This window comes from Salipiger sp. PrR002, from assembly GCF_010500775.1.
In the GTDB taxonomy this organism is placed as follows: Bacteria; Pseudomonadota; Alphaproteobacteria; order Rhodobacterales; family Rhodobacteraceae; genus Salipiger.
Genome location: NZ_JAAGOU010000023.1, coordinates 62,336 through 76,410, shown reverse-complemented (window position 1 = coordinate 76,410; position 14,075 = coordinate 62,336). Strand labels below are relative to the sequence as shown.

At 60.8% G+C, this 14,075-nt stretch carries 19 protein-coding genes; 11 read left to right on the top strand and 8 right to left on the bottom strand.

Translation table 11 applies throughout. The features are described 5' to 3' along the window. From G0A00_RS19200 to G0A00_RS19170, 8 genes are all read right to left on the bottom strand, one after another. Nucleotides 1-355, bottom strand: a 355-nt coding sequence (locus G0A00_RS19200) for a cytochrome c (RefSeq protein WP_235953179.1), incomplete at its 3' end; no start/stop codon positions are given. A 184-nt stretch (nt 356-539) separates the two neighbouring features. Then, a complete protein-coding gene (locus G0A00_RS26780) occupies nt 540-674 on the bottom strand; it encodes a hypothetical protein (protein ID WP_009503829.1) in 135 nt (44 codons plus the stop codon). Between the two features lie 66 nt (nt 675-740). After that, nucleotides 741-1,214: a DUF411 domain-containing protein gene (locus tag G0A00_RS19195; protein ID WP_235956751.1), complete on the bottom strand. Its 474-nt coding sequence runs from the start codon at nt 1,212-1,214 to the stop codon at nt 741-743. Nucleotides 1,215-1,233: 19 nt separating this feature from the next. After that, a complete protein-coding gene (locus G0A00_RS19190; RefSeq protein WP_235940240.1) occupies nt 1,234-2,580 on the bottom strand; it encodes a multicopper oxidase family protein in 1,347 nt (448 codons plus the stop codon). Between the two features lie 740 nt (nt 2,581-3,320). Further along, nucleotides 3,321-4,277, bottom strand: a complete 957-nt coding sequence (locus G0A00_RS19185; protein WP_043772516.1) for a cation diffusion facilitator family transporter — start codon at nt 4,275-4,277, stop codon at nt 3,321-3,323. Then, a complete protein-coding gene (locus G0A00_RS19180; protein ID WP_084615419.1) occupies nt 4,267-5,022 on the bottom strand; it encodes a transglutaminase family protein in 756 nt (251 codons plus the stop codon). Before G0A00_RS19180 ends, G0A00_RS19185 begins: the two co-directional genes overlap by 11 nt. 95 nt (nt 5,023-5,117) lie before the next feature. Beyond that, the gene (locus G0A00_RS19175; protein ID WP_043772518.1) at nt 5,118-5,696 is read right to left on the bottom strand and encodes a cation transporter; all 579 of its coding nucleotides are present in this window, start codon (nt 5,694-5,696) and stop codon (nt 5,118-5,120) included. Nucleotides 5,697-5,799: 103 nt separating this feature from the next. Next, nucleotides 5,800-6,228: a helix-turn-helix domain-containing protein gene (locus tag G0A00_RS19170; protein ID WP_013959865.1), complete on the bottom strand. Its 429-nt coding sequence runs from the start codon at nt 6,226-6,228 to the stop codon at nt 5,800-5,802. Nucleotides 6,229-6,435: 207 nt separating this feature from the next. Between G0A00_RS19170 and G0A00_RS19165 the strand changes: the two genes are divergently transcribed. The 11 genes from G0A00_RS19165 to G0A00_RS26415 are packed head-to-tail and all read left to right on the top strand — an operon-like array spanning nt 6,436 to nt 14,052. Then, nucleotides 6,436-7,002, top strand: coding sequence for an SCO family protein (locus G0A00_RS19165; RefSeq protein WP_068286472.1), 567 nt, complete (start codon nt 6,436-6,438; stop codon nt 7,000-7,002). A 5-nt stretch (nt 7,003-7,007) separates the two neighbouring features. Continuing rightward, nucleotides 7,008-7,430: a disulfide bond formation protein B gene (locus G0A00_RS19160; protein WP_043772523.1), complete on the top strand. Its 423-nt coding sequence runs from the start codon at nt 7,008-7,010 to the stop codon at nt 7,428-7,430. Next, nucleotides 7,427-8,086 carry a thioredoxin domain-containing protein gene (locus G0A00_RS19155; protein ID WP_018001721.1) on the top strand — a complete coding sequence of 220 codons (660 nt, stop codon included), beginning with the start codon at nt 7,427-7,429 and terminating at the stop codon, nt 8,084-8,086. Before G0A00_RS19160 ends, G0A00_RS19155 begins: the two co-directional genes overlap by 4 nt. Nucleotides 8,087-8,109: 23 nt before the next feature. Further along, nucleotides 8,110-8,577: a copper chaperone PCu(A)C gene (locus G0A00_RS19150; protein ID WP_043772530.1), complete on the top strand. Its 468-nt coding sequence runs from the start codon at nt 8,110-8,112 to the stop codon at nt 8,575-8,577. Beyond that, complete coding sequence (locus tag G0A00_RS19145) at nt 8,577-9,203, top strand: SCO family protein (protein ID WP_043772532.1); 627 nt, start codon at nt 8,577-8,579, stop codon at nt 9,201-9,203. The genes G0A00_RS19150 and G0A00_RS19145 overlap by 1 nt, the downstream gene beginning before the upstream one ends. Next, nucleotides 9,200-10,573, top strand: a complete 1,374-nt coding sequence (locus G0A00_RS19140) for a M23 family metallopeptidase (RefSeq protein WP_043772535.1) — start codon at nt 9,200-9,202, stop codon at nt 10,571-10,573. Before G0A00_RS19145 ends, G0A00_RS19140 begins: the two co-directional genes overlap by 4 nt. 3 nt (nt 10,574-10,576) lie before the next feature. Beyond that, nucleotides 10,577-11,032 carry a DUF411 domain-containing protein gene (locus tag G0A00_RS19135; protein ID WP_043772538.1) on the top strand — a complete coding sequence of 152 codons (456 nt, stop codon included), beginning with the start codon at nt 10,577-10,579 and terminating at the stop codon, nt 11,030-11,032. A gap of 12 nt (nt 11,033-11,044) precedes the next feature. Beyond that, nucleotides 11,045-11,827 carry a ZIP family metal transporter gene (locus tag G0A00_RS19130; protein ID WP_038008344.1) on the top strand — a complete coding sequence of 261 codons (783 nt, stop codon included), beginning with the start codon at nt 11,045-11,047 and terminating at the stop codon, nt 11,825-11,827. Between the two features lie 28 nt (nt 11,828-11,855). Continuing rightward, nucleotides 11,856-12,314 (top strand): signal peptidase II, encoded by a 459-nt coding sequence (lspA, locus tag G0A00_RS19125; RefSeq protein WP_009573591.1) that lies wholly within the window; start codon nt 11,856-11,858, stop codon nt 12,312-12,314. Beyond that, complete coding sequence (gene lnt, locus G0A00_RS19120) at nt 12,281-13,894, top strand: apolipoprotein N-acyltransferase (RefSeq protein ID WP_043772545.1); 1,614 nt, start codon at nt 12,281-12,283, stop codon at nt 13,892-13,894. Before lspA ends, lnt begins: the two co-directional genes overlap by 34 nt. After that, nucleotides 13,885-14,052 carry a hypothetical protein gene (locus G0A00_RS26415; RefSeq protein ID WP_009815492.1) on the top strand — a complete coding sequence of 56 codons (168 nt, stop codon included), beginning with the start codon at nt 13,885-13,887 and terminating at the stop codon, nt 14,050-14,052. The genes lnt and G0A00_RS26415 overlap by 10 nt, the downstream gene beginning before the upstream one ends. The last annotated feature ends 23 nt before the right edge of the window (nt 14,053-14,075 follow it).

Below are 14,075 nucleotides of genomic sequence, written 5' to 3'. Positions count from 1 at the left end.
GCCAAAAAGCCAGGGGCAACCCGAACATCAATGGGGCAGAGACGGCGGATACCGTGATCTCATCGTCTGTCAGCACATCCTCATATCCGGGCATGTCGCTTTCGTACCCGTTCCCGACAATCGCCGCCGGTCCGCGTTTCACGATGTCGAGCAATACGCGGTCGGGGTGATGCCAGGTATGGCCGGAGGCGTCGTGCGGCGGGGCAGGCAACCTGCCGTTCGGCAATCGTGTGCGCCAATCTGATTGCCCCTCCAGGTTTGCCCCATGGCAACTGGCACAATTCTCTTGATAAAGGCGCTCGCCCATGAGCACGTCGCTCTGCGCCGCTACGGGCAAAACCGTTGTGGCGAGCAGGACAGCCGAGAGCCTAATCGTGTTTTTCACTAAGTTTCCGCCTTCTTGTTACGAGCCACCTACAGAGGACGATGAGTGCCGCGAGCGACGACAGGACAAGCAGGACGCAAAGCGCCCAGACCAACCCCATCGACAACAGGCTGTCGCCGCTGCTGGCACCCTCAATCCGCATTCTGGCACATCTCTATTTTCCGCTGTCCGAGCGGATGTATTTGACCAAGGCGATCGCCGCGAGCACCAGCACACCCACGATCAGCAACCAGACGAGGCCCATCGCAATCATCATGCCGCCGCCCATCATTCCACCGTCCATCATCATGCATTCCATCCTTTGTTTTCCCTTGAAACCGGTCTGGCACGGGTTCGCACCAGACCGCGCGATTGATCATTCGACCGAATATACGGTCGGGCTCACACCTTCCTCGACGGTGTAAATCTTGAAGGGCTCCTGTTTCGCGCCGCCCATACCCGGCGACCCCAATGGCATGCCGGGAAGAGTCACACCGGCAATTTCCGGGCGCTCTTCCAGCAGCCTGTTGACGACATCAATCGGCACGTGGCCGCTGATGACGTAATCGTCCAAAAAGCCTGTGTGGCAGCCTTGGAAGTCATCCGGGATGCCCGCATCGCGGCTGATCTGCGCCAGATCGTGGGTCGGCTTCACCTCCACCGTGAAACCGTTCTCGCGCAGATAGTCCGCGTAACTCTCGCAACATCCGCATTGTGGGTTCTTGTAGAGCGTGACCTCCTGCGCCGCGGCAGGCGCGGCATTCAGGCTCATCGCAAGGACGGCGACGGCACCTGCCGTGCCGAGGCTGGCAAATCCAAGTATCTTCTTTATCGGTTCATTCATTTTCATGGTCCTAAGTGTGTGAGTTTCAGGTTTTGGTCGTGCCAGGTTCGACACGGATGACGCCCATCATGCCCGCCGCCTGGTGTTCCAGAATGTGGCAATGGAACATCCAGTCACCGGGATTGTCCGCGGCGAAGGCGATCTCGACCCGTTCTTCGGGTGCCATCAGGACGGTGTCCTGCCATTCGCGATACCGAGTCGGTTGTCCGTTGCGGGCGATCACACGGAACGAATGCCCGTGAAAATGGATCGGATGGTGCCAGGCGGTGCGATTATCCATCTCGAACACGTGCGACGTGCCCTGCGGCAGGACCAGCAAGGGGTCCATCATATGACCCGTCGCGGCTTCTCCGTTGATGAACCACATGTTGCCCTCGCGCATCTGGTCCATCATCGACCCCATACCGCTGCCCATCATCATCTGCCCCATCATTCCGCCGTTGAAGACGATCTGGTGCCGCGCGGCCGACGCCATGTCCGGTTCGGCCAGCGGGTTGGGCGGCAGGTCCATCGACCAATCCGGCACACTGTCCCGCAGCCTGTCAGGCCCGTAGACGAGGTCGACCAGACGGTATTCGAGGCCTTCGTAGAAGACATCGGTGACGGTGACGACTTCTCCGGGCTTGCCAGTCATGTCGATCACCAGATCAACACGCATGGCTGGTCCGATCACCACAATATCGCTGTCAGGGGCATGGGGAGTCACGGGTTGACCGTCCAAAGCGACCACAACCGGTGCAAGACCACCGAAATCCAGCCCGAATATCCGCGCGTTCGCCGCATTGACTAGCCGCAAGCGGATGCGCTCACCGGGCCGCACCGCGATGCGGTCGGGTATCTGGCCGTTGATGGTCACGGAATTACCAATACGACCGCCGTGCGTCGCGTCGTGGCGGTTGCCGAAGTCATCCGCAATTTGCCCGTCCCGGGTCATGCGCCAGTCGTCCAGCATCCAGGTCAGGTCACGATCCACGCGGATCGGGTCCGCCTCCTCGACGATCAGTGGCCCGTAAAGGCCGCGTCCGACCTGTTCCGAACTGCGCTGGTGCGGATGGTACCAGAACGTGCCCGCATCCAGCGCATCGAACTCGTAGAGAAAATCGCCATCAACCGGGATCGGGTCCTGCGTGAGGAACGGCACTCCGTCCATCGCATTGGGCGTGCGAATGCCATGCCAGTGGATTGTGGTCCCTTCATCCAACCCATTCTGAGCCAGAACCCGCACGCGGTCGCCCCGCCGGACCCTGATTTCAGGGCCGGGGACGGACCCGTTATAGCTCCAGACATTAGTCGGGCCGTATGGTGACGGGCGCAGGGCGGCCTGTCCGGATGCCGCGCGTAGGACGAATGGGTCCCCAGTTGGATCGGCCATTGCCATTCGTGCAGGTGACAGAGCGGATAGGGCTGTGAATGCGGCACCTGTGCGAAGCACGTGCCTTCGTGAAATCGGTCTGTGGAGAATCATCGCAACTGCCTTGATCTGAAAGGGTCGCACTCAGCCAGCTTCGACCAAGGCAACAATCAGGCCTCGCAGCAGGCGAGGCCGGTATCAGGTTCAAACAGGCAGTTTGGGAGGGAACGGATCAAGCGACGGATTTGCGCCGGCTGGGATCAAAGGTTCGGCACCCCGGATGGCAGTACCAAAGGGCATCGCGAGCCGCTCTGACGGCATCTTGGCAAGGAGGCCAGCCGTACCGCTGGAGCCGCAAGGAACAGGACACCCACCTTCACAGGCAGTACCGTCAGCAAATCCAGCGGGATCGCAACCATTGCAGAGGCCATCGGCGCTTTCGGTGGGTTCCATCTGCGCCATAGCCGTGATTGACATACTGGCCGACGACATATCCGGCGCAGTCACTGCACCGAAGGTCAGCATGAGAATCAAAACAAGGCGAAAAACGCAGGTCATACAGTTGCTGCTACAACCTTCCAGCAAGGGGAGGTCAAGTGACATTCTGTAACTTGGACGTGATACCCCTGTAGTGTATCCGCCTCAGACCTTCGTTACTGCCCTTCGCAGCCAGTTGCTCATGCAAAGGTTCATCAGTCCACTTGACGTTGGTCGACGTCAACTTGCCGTCGCAAATGAGGAAATGATATCCTCATGCTCGGTTATCTTTTCTCGTGAGTATGAGTTTCCTCCCCATCTCTCGAATTACCGTGACCATAGAGATCGGCGTTCTGATGAGCGCGATCCTCGTGCTCGAATTCGAGGCTGGAATGGCTGATGCCGAATTCTCCCTTCAGCCGCTTCTTGATCGCGCTCTTGATCTCTTCAATCTTCGACCACCCCTCGGCTGCCACGACGACATGGCAGTCGAGCGCAGCCTCGTGCTCTTGCATTTGCCAGAGATGGACGTGGTGGACGTCGGCGACGCCTTCGACTTTCCGCATCGCTTCGACGACGGCCTCGTTGTCGATGTCCGGCGGGCTCCCGAGCATCAGGGTTCGGATTGGGCCGCCTATTTCAGTGAAAGACAGATACAGGATGTAGATGGCGATGCCGATGGTGATGGCAGGATCGACCCAACGCATGTCGTAAAGGATGATCAGCGACCCAGCGACGATAACCGCGACCGAAGCAAGCGCGTCCGACAGGTTATGCAGGAAAAGCGCGCGGATGTTCACGCTGCCCTTCTGCATCGAATAGGTCAGCATTGCGGTCAGCGTGTCGACCACAAGCGCAATTCCACCGAGAATGACGACGGTCCAACCCATGACTTCGGGTGGATCAATCATGCGCATGCCACCTTCGTAGATCAGGTAGAAGCCGATCAAAATCAGGGTGGTGTAGTTAACCAGGGCTGCGACGATTTCGACCCGACCATAGCCGAAGGTCATGCGCTCATCGGCTGGGCGGCGCGCGATCTTGCGTGCGGCGAAGGCAATGACAAGCGAGGCCATATCGGAAAAGTTGTGCAGCGCATCGGCGATCAGTGCCAGACTGCCCGAGAATATGCCCCCGACGACTTGCGCAACGGTAAGTAGCCCGTTTGCCCAGATGGCGATGGCAACCCGCCGATCGCCGGAATCCGGATCGAAATGCGCGTGCCCGTGGTCATGTGGCATTGGCAGGCTCCGCGTGCGCGTGTGTCGCGCGTCGGTCAGTCTTCAGGCGGCCGCTGCGGAAACCACGTACGCGCGCATTCATCCAGTGGCGAATTATATGACGGTAAAGGGCGCCACGCAGCCATCCAAAGGATTGCTCATGGGACAAATAGAAGGCGTCCGGCGTATCAAACACGCCGAAATCCTGCACGATGCCGGTTTTCTGAATGTAGGTATCTTCTCCGTTCCAGGCGACGGGAGGCGCGCCAAGGCAATCCGTGCCCGCGCCATAACCGCAGAGACTGTCCGTGTCCGAGAAAGACGTTTGCAGGACTTTGAGGAAAGCGTCATCCAGGATGAAGCCTTCAAGGTTGATCCAGGCACCTTGAAATTCGATCTCGACCCATGAGTGGAGAATTTCCTGCGGAGCAAGCGGATACACCAGCTCAGGGACAACACCGCGCTGCAAGCCTTTATGGATAGTAAACCCATGCAACCGGCAACGAATGCCAACACCACGCAGCAGCGCCATCAAGAGCGTGCCTTTGGTATTGCACTGCCCGTAGCCGTCGGAAAGCACTTCGGATGCGGGGATGTCGTCGGCTCGATTGTATCCGAACGCGATTTCATTCCGAACGAAATCATAGGCAGCTCCGATCCGATCGTATTCGGATAAGCCGCGCCAGCCGCGGGTCTCAATTAGATGCGCAAGAGGCGCGGCGTCAAAATCCAGTAGTTTGGTGGGTGCAAGTAGGGGGTCGGTCATCTGCAACGGAGTCGCTCCTCGAATCGTCTTGGAACAAACCTAATTGCTATAGTCACTATAGCTTCAACCCTTTCTTCAGAAAGAATCTCCCGCAACTATTTGCCCGTGTGAACCGCTTTGTGGTGTTCGCCATGTGCGTCGCGTAGAATATCGATACCGCCCCAGGCCGCGATCCCGGCGACAATCACGCCGACGACGAGGTCCGGCCAGTTGGTTCCTAGCCAGGCGACGAGGCCACCGGCCACGACGATACCGAGGTTCGCGGCGAAATCGTTGTAACTGAAGGTGTTGGCCGCGCGGATGTTGACGTCCGGATTTTTGAGCTTAGCGAGCAGCCAAACGCAGACTGCGTTGATAGCCGCCGCGATCAGGGCCATTGCAATCATGATCGTCCCGAGCGGATCTGACCCACCGATGTAGCGGCGCCACGCATCGTAGAGGATGCCTGCAGCGAACAGGATCAGCAGCCCGCCGGAAACGTTCGCCGCCCCGCGTTTCCATTTGGCGGATCGGGACAAAGCGAAAAGGCTGATCGCGTAGACGAAGCTGTCGGAGAGGTTATCGAGCCCGTTGGCGATCAGGGCACTTGAGTCGCCGAAGGCGCCTGTTGCGAAAAAGGCCACGGCCAAACCGATATTGAGCGCCAGAACGATCCAAAGCGTCCGTCTCTCCATTGAATCTTGTCTAGCGGCCATTTTGTGGTTCCAGCTTGTGTTGTACGACACATTAACTTCTGCGGCTGATCTGCGTTCCAGCCGGAATGTTGGCTGAATTCCTTCAGGCCCCGATTTCCTCGTGCTCGGTCAGGCATTCCGAATGGTCCCGCAACACCTCAAGCACCTTGCAATCTCCCGTCCGCCCGCCGCTGCATTCGTGAACCATGCGTTTCAGTTCCGTGCGCAGCGCCTTCAGGCGGGCCATGCGCTGCTCCACCTGTTTGAGCTGGCGACGCGCGATGGCATCAGCTTCATCACAGGGCCGATTGGGATGGTCGCTGAGGTCGAGCAGCTCGCGGATCGCATCGAGCGAGAAGCCGAGTTGCCGCGAGTGGCGGATGAAGGACAGTCGATCAAGCTGTGCATTGTCGTAGCGCCTCTGTCCGCCTTCGGTCCTGCCAGGTTCGGGCATGAGTCCGATCTGTTCGTAGTACCGGATGGTCTGCACTTTTGTGCCAGTCTTCTTTGACAGAGTACCGATCGTGAGCATTTTCGCCTCCATGAAAAAGATACAGTTTGTGTAGGTTTTGCCGTCGGAATAAACAAGTGTCGGATTCACAGACGCGTGAGTTCAAGCTATACCATGATCTCGTGCTTGAACCTCTAGCAGCTAGAGGATGTATCCGCACAGGCAATAAGAATCAAAATCAGGCGAACAGGATTGTCCCTTACATCGGCACAGAAGTTTCTTTGGGTTTTGGCAGGCGTGGCAGCGCTTGCCTTCATATGGCTTTTGCTATGGTCCGATTATCGTGCCGATAGCGCCCGAACCGACGCCGAACCGCCTTTTTTCGCTGAGTTCGAACTGACGGACCACCAGGGTATGGTTCGAACCGAGGAGGACTTTGCGGGGCGCTGGATGCTGGTTTTTTTCGGCTTTACCAACTGCCCCGACGTCTGCCCGACGACCCTATCCGAGGTCGCGGCGGTGATGGACGGTCTGGGCGACGATGCCGCCAAGGTCCAGCCGATTTTCATAACAATCGACCCTGAACGAGACACGCCCGCAGCACTCGCCGAATACGTCCCGCTGTTCGATGCGGGCATCATCGGGCTGACCGGCACGCCGGAACAGATCGCCGCCACATCCGAGACCTTTCCGATCTTCTTCGAACGCGTCGAAGAGGCTGCGGCGCCGGATGGTTACACGATGGGCCACACGTCGCATCTGTTCCTCTTCGATCCCGACGCGGGCTTCGCCGACTCGTGGCCCTACGGCACCTCCGCCGAAGAGATCCTCGCCGATCTGGAAGAGAGGATCTGACCGACATGAACCGTATGTCCGGAGAAACAGCCCTCGGGCTGGCGTGGATCATCGCGCTCGTCGCCTCGCTTGCCGTGCTTTTCATCGGCGAGGTGCTGGGGCAGACGCCCTGTGTGCTGTGCTGGTTCCAGCGCGCCTTCATGTTCCCCTTGGCCATTGTCCTCGGGCTCGGCCTTTGGTGGCGGGACGGCCGCGTGGGGCGCTACGGCATCGCATTGGCGCTTGGCGGCGGCGCAATCGCCCTCTGGCACATGGGGCTGTACGTCGGTCTTGTTCCCGAACGCGTCCAGCCCTGCACGGCCACCGGCCCCTCTTGCACCGATGACAACCAACTGGTCGTCGGCATCCCTATCCCGCTGATGGCGCTCGCCGCCTTCGCGCTGATCGGGGCGCTGTCGGCCCTTTCATTGAAGGACACACGAACATGAATCGACGCGGCCTGATCCTGTCCGTTCTTGCCCTCGGCGCCGCCGGTTTCGGCGGAGCCACCTGGTTTGCAATCCGCCCCGGCCCAGTGGCCGAAGCGGAGCCCGTTGCTCCGGAACTTGCGGAGGCGATGATCCGCCCCTACTCGCCCATCCTCGGGCCTGCGGATGCGCCCGTCACGATCGTCGAATTCTTCGATCCGGCCTGCGAGGCCTGTCGCGCCTTTCATCCCATCGTGAAGGACATCATGGCCGAGCATGGGGAAGCTGTCCGCGTCGTGATCCGCTACACGCCCTTCCACGGCGCGGCATCCGAGGAAGCCATCCGCGTGCTCGAGGCGGCGCGCATGCAGGACGTTTACGTGCCGGTGCTCGAGGCCGTTCTGCGGGAACAGCCGAGATGGGCGTCGCACGGTGCCCCGGCGCCTGGCCTGATCCTTCAGATCGCCGCCACGGCCGGACTCGATGCCGAAGCCGCGCGCACGCAAATGCTGGCACCCGGTGTCGTGGCGATCCTTAACCAGGATCGTGCTGACGTCGAGGCCGTGGGAATTCGCCAGACGCCCACATTCTTTGTGAACGGCAAGCCGCTCGATCCATTCGGGGAGGCAGAGTTGCGTCGTCTGGTGGCCGCCGAAGTCGCTGCCGCGCAAAGCTGAATGGAAAGGGCAGGATCAGAACGATGAAAAAGTATATTTTGACTGGCACACTGGCCGCGCTTTTGACCCTTGGAGGGCTCTCGGTGCCCGCGCTGGCCGGACCCGAGGATGTTGTCGTCGAGAACGCGTGGTCCCGCGCCTCCATCGGGATGAACCGTCCCGGGGCCGCTTACATGACGATCCGCAACACTAGCGACGAGCCGGTGACGCTGATCGGCCTTACAACACCGCTCGCGATGATGCCCGAAATCCACGAGACGAAGACCAATGCCGAAGGTGTGAGCTCCATGAGCCCGGCGGGGGAGATCGTGATCGCCCCGGGCGAGAGCATCGCGCTCGAACCGGGGGGCCTGCACGCAATGCTGATGCGGCTGCAAGAACCAATGACGGAAGGGGACACTTTTCCGCTGACCCTGCTTTTCGACGACGGAGGCGAAGTGACGGTCGAGGTGCCGATCCTCGGCATCGCCGCGCGGGGGCCGGAGGACTGATGCGGCGACGGGCGATCCTGGGGTACGGCGCGGCCGTTGTTGGGGCGGTCGCCCTGATGCTCTTCGTCGGTTGGTGGCGGGTCGACGGACCCGGTGCACCCGCACCTGTCGGGCAGCTGACTGTGGCCCTGACCGAGATGGACTTCCGTCTGACGGATCATGAGGGCAACGTGGTCGGGCCGGAAGCCCTCATCGGGCGACCGACGATGGCGTTCTTTGGCTTCACCTACTGTCCCGATGTCTGCCCGACCACGCTATCGGACATTTCGGGATGGCTCGACGATCTGGGAGACGAGGCCGACGAGATGAACGTGGTTTTCATCACGGTCGATCCCGAGCGCGACACTGTCGAAACGATGGCCGAATATGTCGGCTACTTCCATCCGGCGATCCGCGGCTGGACGGGACCGGAAGAGCAGATCGCGCGCGTCGCGGACGGCTTCCGCGCCACCTACGTGCGGGTGCCGACGGAAAGCGGCGATTACACGATGAACCACACCGCGAGCGTCTTCCTGTTCGCAGCCTCTGGGCGGTTCGTCACCATGATCGACTATCACGAACCCAGAGAATTCGCGGTGCCGAAAATTCGCCGCGCGCTGGAAGAAGAAACGGAGGGGGCGACATGAGGCTCAGAACTTTGGCGGCTTGTGTTGCAATTGCGGGGACGGTTTCGGGTGCGGCTATCGCCATCTTCGATCTTTTGTCGAAAGAACCCGTGCCGCCGGAACTTGTCCAGGCAGGTAGCTGGATGCCCCAACGTCCTGAAGTCCCCCAGAACGTTGACATTCCCGTGACGCTGCCCGTGACGGCATGGGCAGACGATGCACACAATCTCAGCCCGCTGCCCCTTCTGCAGGTCGCTGTTGCCGACAGGCCGGTACGGGCGATCGAGCCACCGCTGTCGACATGGTCGCGCGACGTTGCAGCTGGCGAGACGCTCGATTTCTTGCTGTCCGAAGCTGGACTTGCGGCACCTGACAGAGCCGAAGTTGCCCTCGCGCTTGGCGCGGAATACGATCTGCGACGGCTGCGGCCGGGGCACTCGGTCACTGTTGCTTCGACCATGGACGGCAGCCCCCGCACCGTCTCACTCGCCGTCGAGGACGGGGTTCGGATCGAGGTGGTTTTCGGCGAGCAGTTGTCCACACAGGTCGTGGCTCCGGATCCGGAGATCGTAACCCTTGCCGGCGAAGCCGTAATCGACAGCTCGATCTTCGCGGCACTCGACGAAGCCGGCATACCCGCCCGTTTTTCCGTGGACCTTGCGCAGATGCTGGGTGGGACCGTGGATTTCCGCCGCGAGATGTCCGGCGGCGAAACACTAAGGCTTCTCTGGCGTGAGGCGCGGGTCGGCGAGGACAGGATCGGACAGCCCGAACTCGCCTTCGCCGCACTGGAGATCGGCGGTTCGCTTTACGAGATCGTATGGCCGGACGACGGCAGCGGTCAGGCGACGATCTACGTCGATGGCGAGGTGCTGCGCGTCTTTGCACAGCCGGTCGAGGGCGCACGCCTCAGCTCGGTGTTCGGACGCCGCACGCATCCGGTCTTTGGCAACGTCCGGATGCACACCGGCGTCGATTTTGCAGCGGCACGTGGGACACCGGTTCAAGCGACGGCACCGGGGCGGGTCAATTTCATCGGCTGGCGCGGCGGATATGGTCGCGTGGTCGAAATCTTGCACGGCTCCGACACCATGACGCGCTACGCGCATCTGAGCGCCGTGCCGGAAGACTTGGCACAAGGCCAACGCGTTGCGGCGGGAGACGTGATCGGCCGCGTCGGCGCGACTGGCACGGCGACAGGTCCGAACCTGCACTATGAGGTGCTCGTGGATGGGCGCCCGACTGACCCCCTCTCTGACGACCGGCTCGCCGAAGCGGCCGAGAGCGATGCGGATGATACCGCCGCGCTCTCGCGTCTGGCCGAGGCGCGGGCGCTTCTGAATGAAAACCTCGGCAGCGAGATTGCCAAAACGACAACCGAAAGGCTCTGACCCATGAAACGCATGACCCAAGCTCTTGCCATCACGCTCGCCCTGTTCCCAGCGGCCCAGGCCCTCGCAGAGGCAACGGCGATCGACGTCCGCAAGACCAACGGATGCGGCTGCTGCCTCTCGTGGATGAAACATCTCGAAGAGAACGGGTTTGTGCCGACCGGCCAGGACATGTTCGGCGGGCTTCTCGTGCGCTTCAAGCTAGACAACGGCGTGCCGCAGCGCATGGTCTCCTGCCACACCGCGCTCATTGACGGCTACGTGATCGAGGGCCATGTACCGGCCGCTGACATCCGCCGCCTTCTCGAGGAGCGCCCGGACGCCGTCGGCCTCGCTGTTCCGGGGATGCCCTATGGCTCGCCCGGCATGGGGCCAGAAGACGACCGCGAGGCCTATGATGTCTTCCTCATCCGCAAGGACGGGTCGACGGAAGTCTTTTCGAGCTACGCCGAAGGATAATCTGGCCCGCCCATGGAAAATTTGTCTCCGATAATGCTCGGCTTTCTCGGAAGTCTTGCCGCCGGATCGCTCACAGCAGTCGGAGCAGTTCCCGTGCTGTTCGGGCGCATCCCGTCTCGGGCCACACGCGATCTGTCGCTCGGCTTCGCTGCCGGTGTGATGCTCGCCGCTTCTTTCTTTTCGCTGATCATCCCGGCATTGGATGCGGCGGAGCCGATGTTCGAAAACGGCGCGATGCCTGCGGCCATCGTATGCGTTTCGATTCTTCTGGGCATGGGGGCTGTCGCCCTGATGAACGAAAAGCTGCCGCACGAGCACTTCAAGACGGGACGCGAAGGGCCCGAAGCGGCGTCTTTGCGGCGGGTCTGGTTGTTCATCATTGCGATCACGATCCACAACTTCCCTGAAGGCCTTGCCGTGGGGGTCGGCTTCGGATCCGGAGGTATGGAGGGCGGTCTGCCGCTCGCCATCGGCATCGGGCTTCAGAATGCGCCCGAAGGATTGGCCGTCGCTGTATCTCTGCTGGGCGAGGGATATCCGAAGCTGCGCGCCTGGGGCATCGCGGCGCTGACGGGCATGGTCGAGCCGATTGGCGGTTTGCTCGGGGCCGGCATCATCACACTGTCGGAACCGCTGCTTCCATGGGGTCTGGCCTTTGCCGCGGGCGCAATGCTCTACGTCATTAGCCACGAAATCATCCCCGAAACCCATCGCAGCGGCCATCAGAACAGGGCGACGCTCGGTCTCGCAGTCGGGCTCGTTCTGATGCTGTTCCTTGATGTCTGGTTGGGATGAGGCAATGTCACTAAACAAGGTATCTCCGATGATCGGCGTCTTCGCAGCACTTGCTGCGTTCGCGATCGATCAGATCACCAAAGCCATTGTCGTTGCGAATGCCGTCACTTTAAGCGCCGGGATTCCCGTGTTTCCGGGATTCAACCTCGTCTTTTATCGTAATGACGGCGTGACTTTCGGGATGTTGGGCGGCGCGCCGTGGTGGAGCCTCATCGCTCTCGCTCTTGCCATCTGTGTTTGGCTGGGGGTTATGCTGTTTCGCGCCGAAAATGCGGTCGAAACACTTGCCTATGGCGCGATCATTGGCGGAGCCCTGGGCAATGTCATCGATCGTGTGCGGTATCGGGCTGTAACAGACTTTCTCGATTTCTACATTGGCACAACACATTGGCCTGCCTTCAACTTGGCCGATGTATTTGTAGTCAGTGGCGTGGGGCTCTTGCTCGCCGCGCCATGGATCAGCGCGCGGCGTTCGATCAAGTCGTGAAGCCGGAAATTCTGAACCGCATCGCTCTGCGCCACCGTTTTCTTTCGCGGATGACGCTTGGTTTCGTCGCCGGGGCGCTGACCGTTCTGACTTTCCCGCCTTTCTCGCTTCTCTTGCTTGTTCCCGTTGCCTATTCCGCGTTGTTTGTCGGTCTTCGCGATCTCTCCTTCGGGCGCGCTTTCCTCGTCGGCTGGGCGTTTGGTCTTGGCCAGTTCGGTTTCGGGATTTCGTGGATCGCGGAAAGTTTCTACGTCGAGGCCGAGCGGTTTGGGACGATGGCGATCCCGGCGGTCGCGGGATTGTCCGCAGGTCTCGCGATTTTCCCAGCCATTGCCGCCGCGCTTTTTGCCGAAATCGCGCGGCGCGGAGTCATGGGCAGTCTCTTGACCTGCCTCCTGTTCGCGACCTCCTGGACCGTGGCCGAGTGGTTGCGTGGTCACGTTCTGACAGGGTTTCCGTGGAACCTCGCCAGCTACGCTCTGGTCGATTACGCCGCTTTTCGCCAGCCCGCCGCCTGGGTCGGAAGCTATGGGTTAAGCTTTCTCACCGTGTTCGTTGCGGTACTCCCCGGCGCGGCTGCCATGGCGTCCGGGCGGCAACGATTGACCATCTCGCTCATGGCGCTGGCCGGCATAGCGACGATGTGGGCTGTCGGCACGCTTCGCCTCCAGTCGGATGCACAACAGCCACCCACTGTCGACCTGCGCATTGTTCAAGGCAACATTCCACAAGAGGAGAAATGGGCTCCCGAGAACCGCGAGGCGACCTTCGCGCGCTATCTTGAGCTTTCAACCCGGCCCGGCGATTTCGACGTGCTTCTCTGGCCGGAAACCGCCTTTCCGGGTTTCCTCGATGAGGATACGGAGGCGCGGGCCCGCATTGCCGCTGCGTTACCGGACGGCAGCGTGCTGCTCACCGGAGTGCCGGACCGTGTACCGAGCGATGATGGCATGCGATATTTCAACACGGTCCAGGCTTTTGGCGAGACCGGCGAGATCCTGACCGGATACGCGAAACACCATCTCGTACCCTTCGGCGAATATGTGCCATTCCGCGGCTGGTTGCCCATCGAGCGGCTCACGGCGGGTCTGGGCGATTTTACGCCCGGACCGGGCCCGCGAACGCTTGCGCTTCCGGGTGTGCCGCTGGTCGCCGTGGCGATCTGCTATGAGATCATCTTCCCAGGGCATGTGGTCGACGACCTGTTCCGGCCGGACTGGATTTTCAATGCGACCAACGATGCTTGGTTCGGAACCAGCATTGGACCGGAGCAGCACCTCGCCTCCGCACGCATGCGCGCTGTCGAGGAAGGGCTTCCCATCGTCCGGGCCGCAAACACAGGGATCTCCGCGATCATCGACGCAAACGGTGACCTCGTCGCGCGGCTCGGCAACGGAGAAACCGGTGTCATAGATGCGGCTCTGCCCTCTGCTCATCCGTCAACCCTCTATGCGCGCTTCGGCGACTGGGCGCTGCTGGCTCTCATCTTCACTACTTGGGCCGTGGGACTGGCTGCAGATCTGGTCGGCACACACCGGTGCAACAAGAGAACAAGAACGGAGAAAAAGTCATGCTGGTAATCGCGGGCATTGTCGCGGGTGCGATCTGGGGTGGATATCTGGCGCGACGCCGAAAAGGAAACCGGCTGGATATCCTCCAGTATGCGGCGAGTTCGGCGATCGCCTTCGGTCTTCTCACCTATTTCATATCGGTGGTCCTCTTGCGCATCTTTTTTTAAGAAGGGTTTCGAAACAGCACCGA

Excerpts from the sequence above, each read along its gene's own strand:
- G0A00_RS26780 (WP_009503829.1), bottom strand. The coding sequence starts at position 674 with ATGATGATGGACGGTGGAATGATGGGCGGCGGCATGATGATTGCGATG.
- G0A00_RS19195 (WP_235956751.1), bottom strand. The coding sequence starts at position 1,214 with ATGAAAATGAATGAACCGATAAAGAAGATACTTGGATTTGCCAGCCTC.
- G0A00_RS19190 (WP_235940240.1), bottom strand. The coding sequence starts at position 2,580 with ATGGCCGATCCAACTGGGGACCCATTCGTCCTACGCGCGGCATCCGGA.
- G0A00_RS19185 (WP_043772516.1), bottom strand. The coding sequence starts at position 4,277 with ATGCCACATGACCACGGGCACGCGCATTTCGATCCGGATTCCGGCGAT.
- G0A00_RS19180 (WP_084615419.1), bottom strand. The coding sequence starts at position 5,022 with ATGACCGACCCCCTACTTGCACCCACCAAACTACTGGATTTTGACGCC.
- G0A00_RS19175 (WP_043772518.1), bottom strand. The coding sequence starts at position 5,696 with ATGGAGAGACGGACGCTTTGGATCGTTCTGGCGCTCAATATCGGTTTG.
- G0A00_RS19170 (WP_013959865.1), bottom strand. The coding sequence starts at position 6,228 with ATGCTCACGATCGGTACTCTGTCAAAGAAGACTGGCACAAAAGTGCAG.
- G0A00_RS19160 (WP_043772523.1), top strand. The coding sequence starts at position 7,008 with ATGAACCGTATGTCCGGAGAAACAGCCCTCGGGCTGGCGTGGATCATC.
- G0A00_RS19155 (WP_018001721.1), top strand. The coding sequence starts at position 7,427 with ATGAATCGACGCGGCCTGATCCTGTCCGTTCTTGCCCTCGGCGCCGCC.
- G0A00_RS19150 (WP_043772530.1), top strand. The coding sequence starts at position 8,110 with ATGAAAAAGTATATTTTGACTGGCACACTGGCCGCGCTTTTGACCCTT.
- G0A00_RS19145 (WP_043772532.1), top strand. The coding sequence starts at position 8,577 with ATGCGGCGACGGGCGATCCTGGGGTACGGCGCGGCCGTTGTTGGGGCG.
- G0A00_RS19140 (WP_043772535.1), top strand. The coding sequence starts at position 9,200 with ATGAGGCTCAGAACTTTGGCGGCTTGTGTTGCAATTGCGGGGACGGTT.
- G0A00_RS19135 (WP_043772538.1), top strand. The coding sequence starts at position 10,577 with ATGAAACGCATGACCCAAGCTCTTGCCATCACGCTCGCCCTGTTCCCA.
- G0A00_RS19130 (WP_038008344.1), top strand. The coding sequence starts at position 11,045 with ATGGAAAATTTGTCTCCGATAATGCTCGGCTTTCTCGGAAGTCTTGCC.
- lspA (WP_009573591.1), top strand. The coding sequence starts at position 11,856 with ATGATCGGCGTCTTCGCAGCACTTGCTGCGTTCGCGATCGATCAGATC.
- lnt (WP_043772545.1), top strand. The coding sequence starts at position 12,281 with ATGGATCAGCGCGCGGCGTTCGATCAAGTCGTGAAGCCGGAAATTCTG.
- G0A00_RS26415 (WP_009815492.1), top strand. The coding sequence starts at position 13,885 with ATGCTGGTAATCGCGGGCATTGTCGCGGGTGCGATCTGGGGTGGATAT.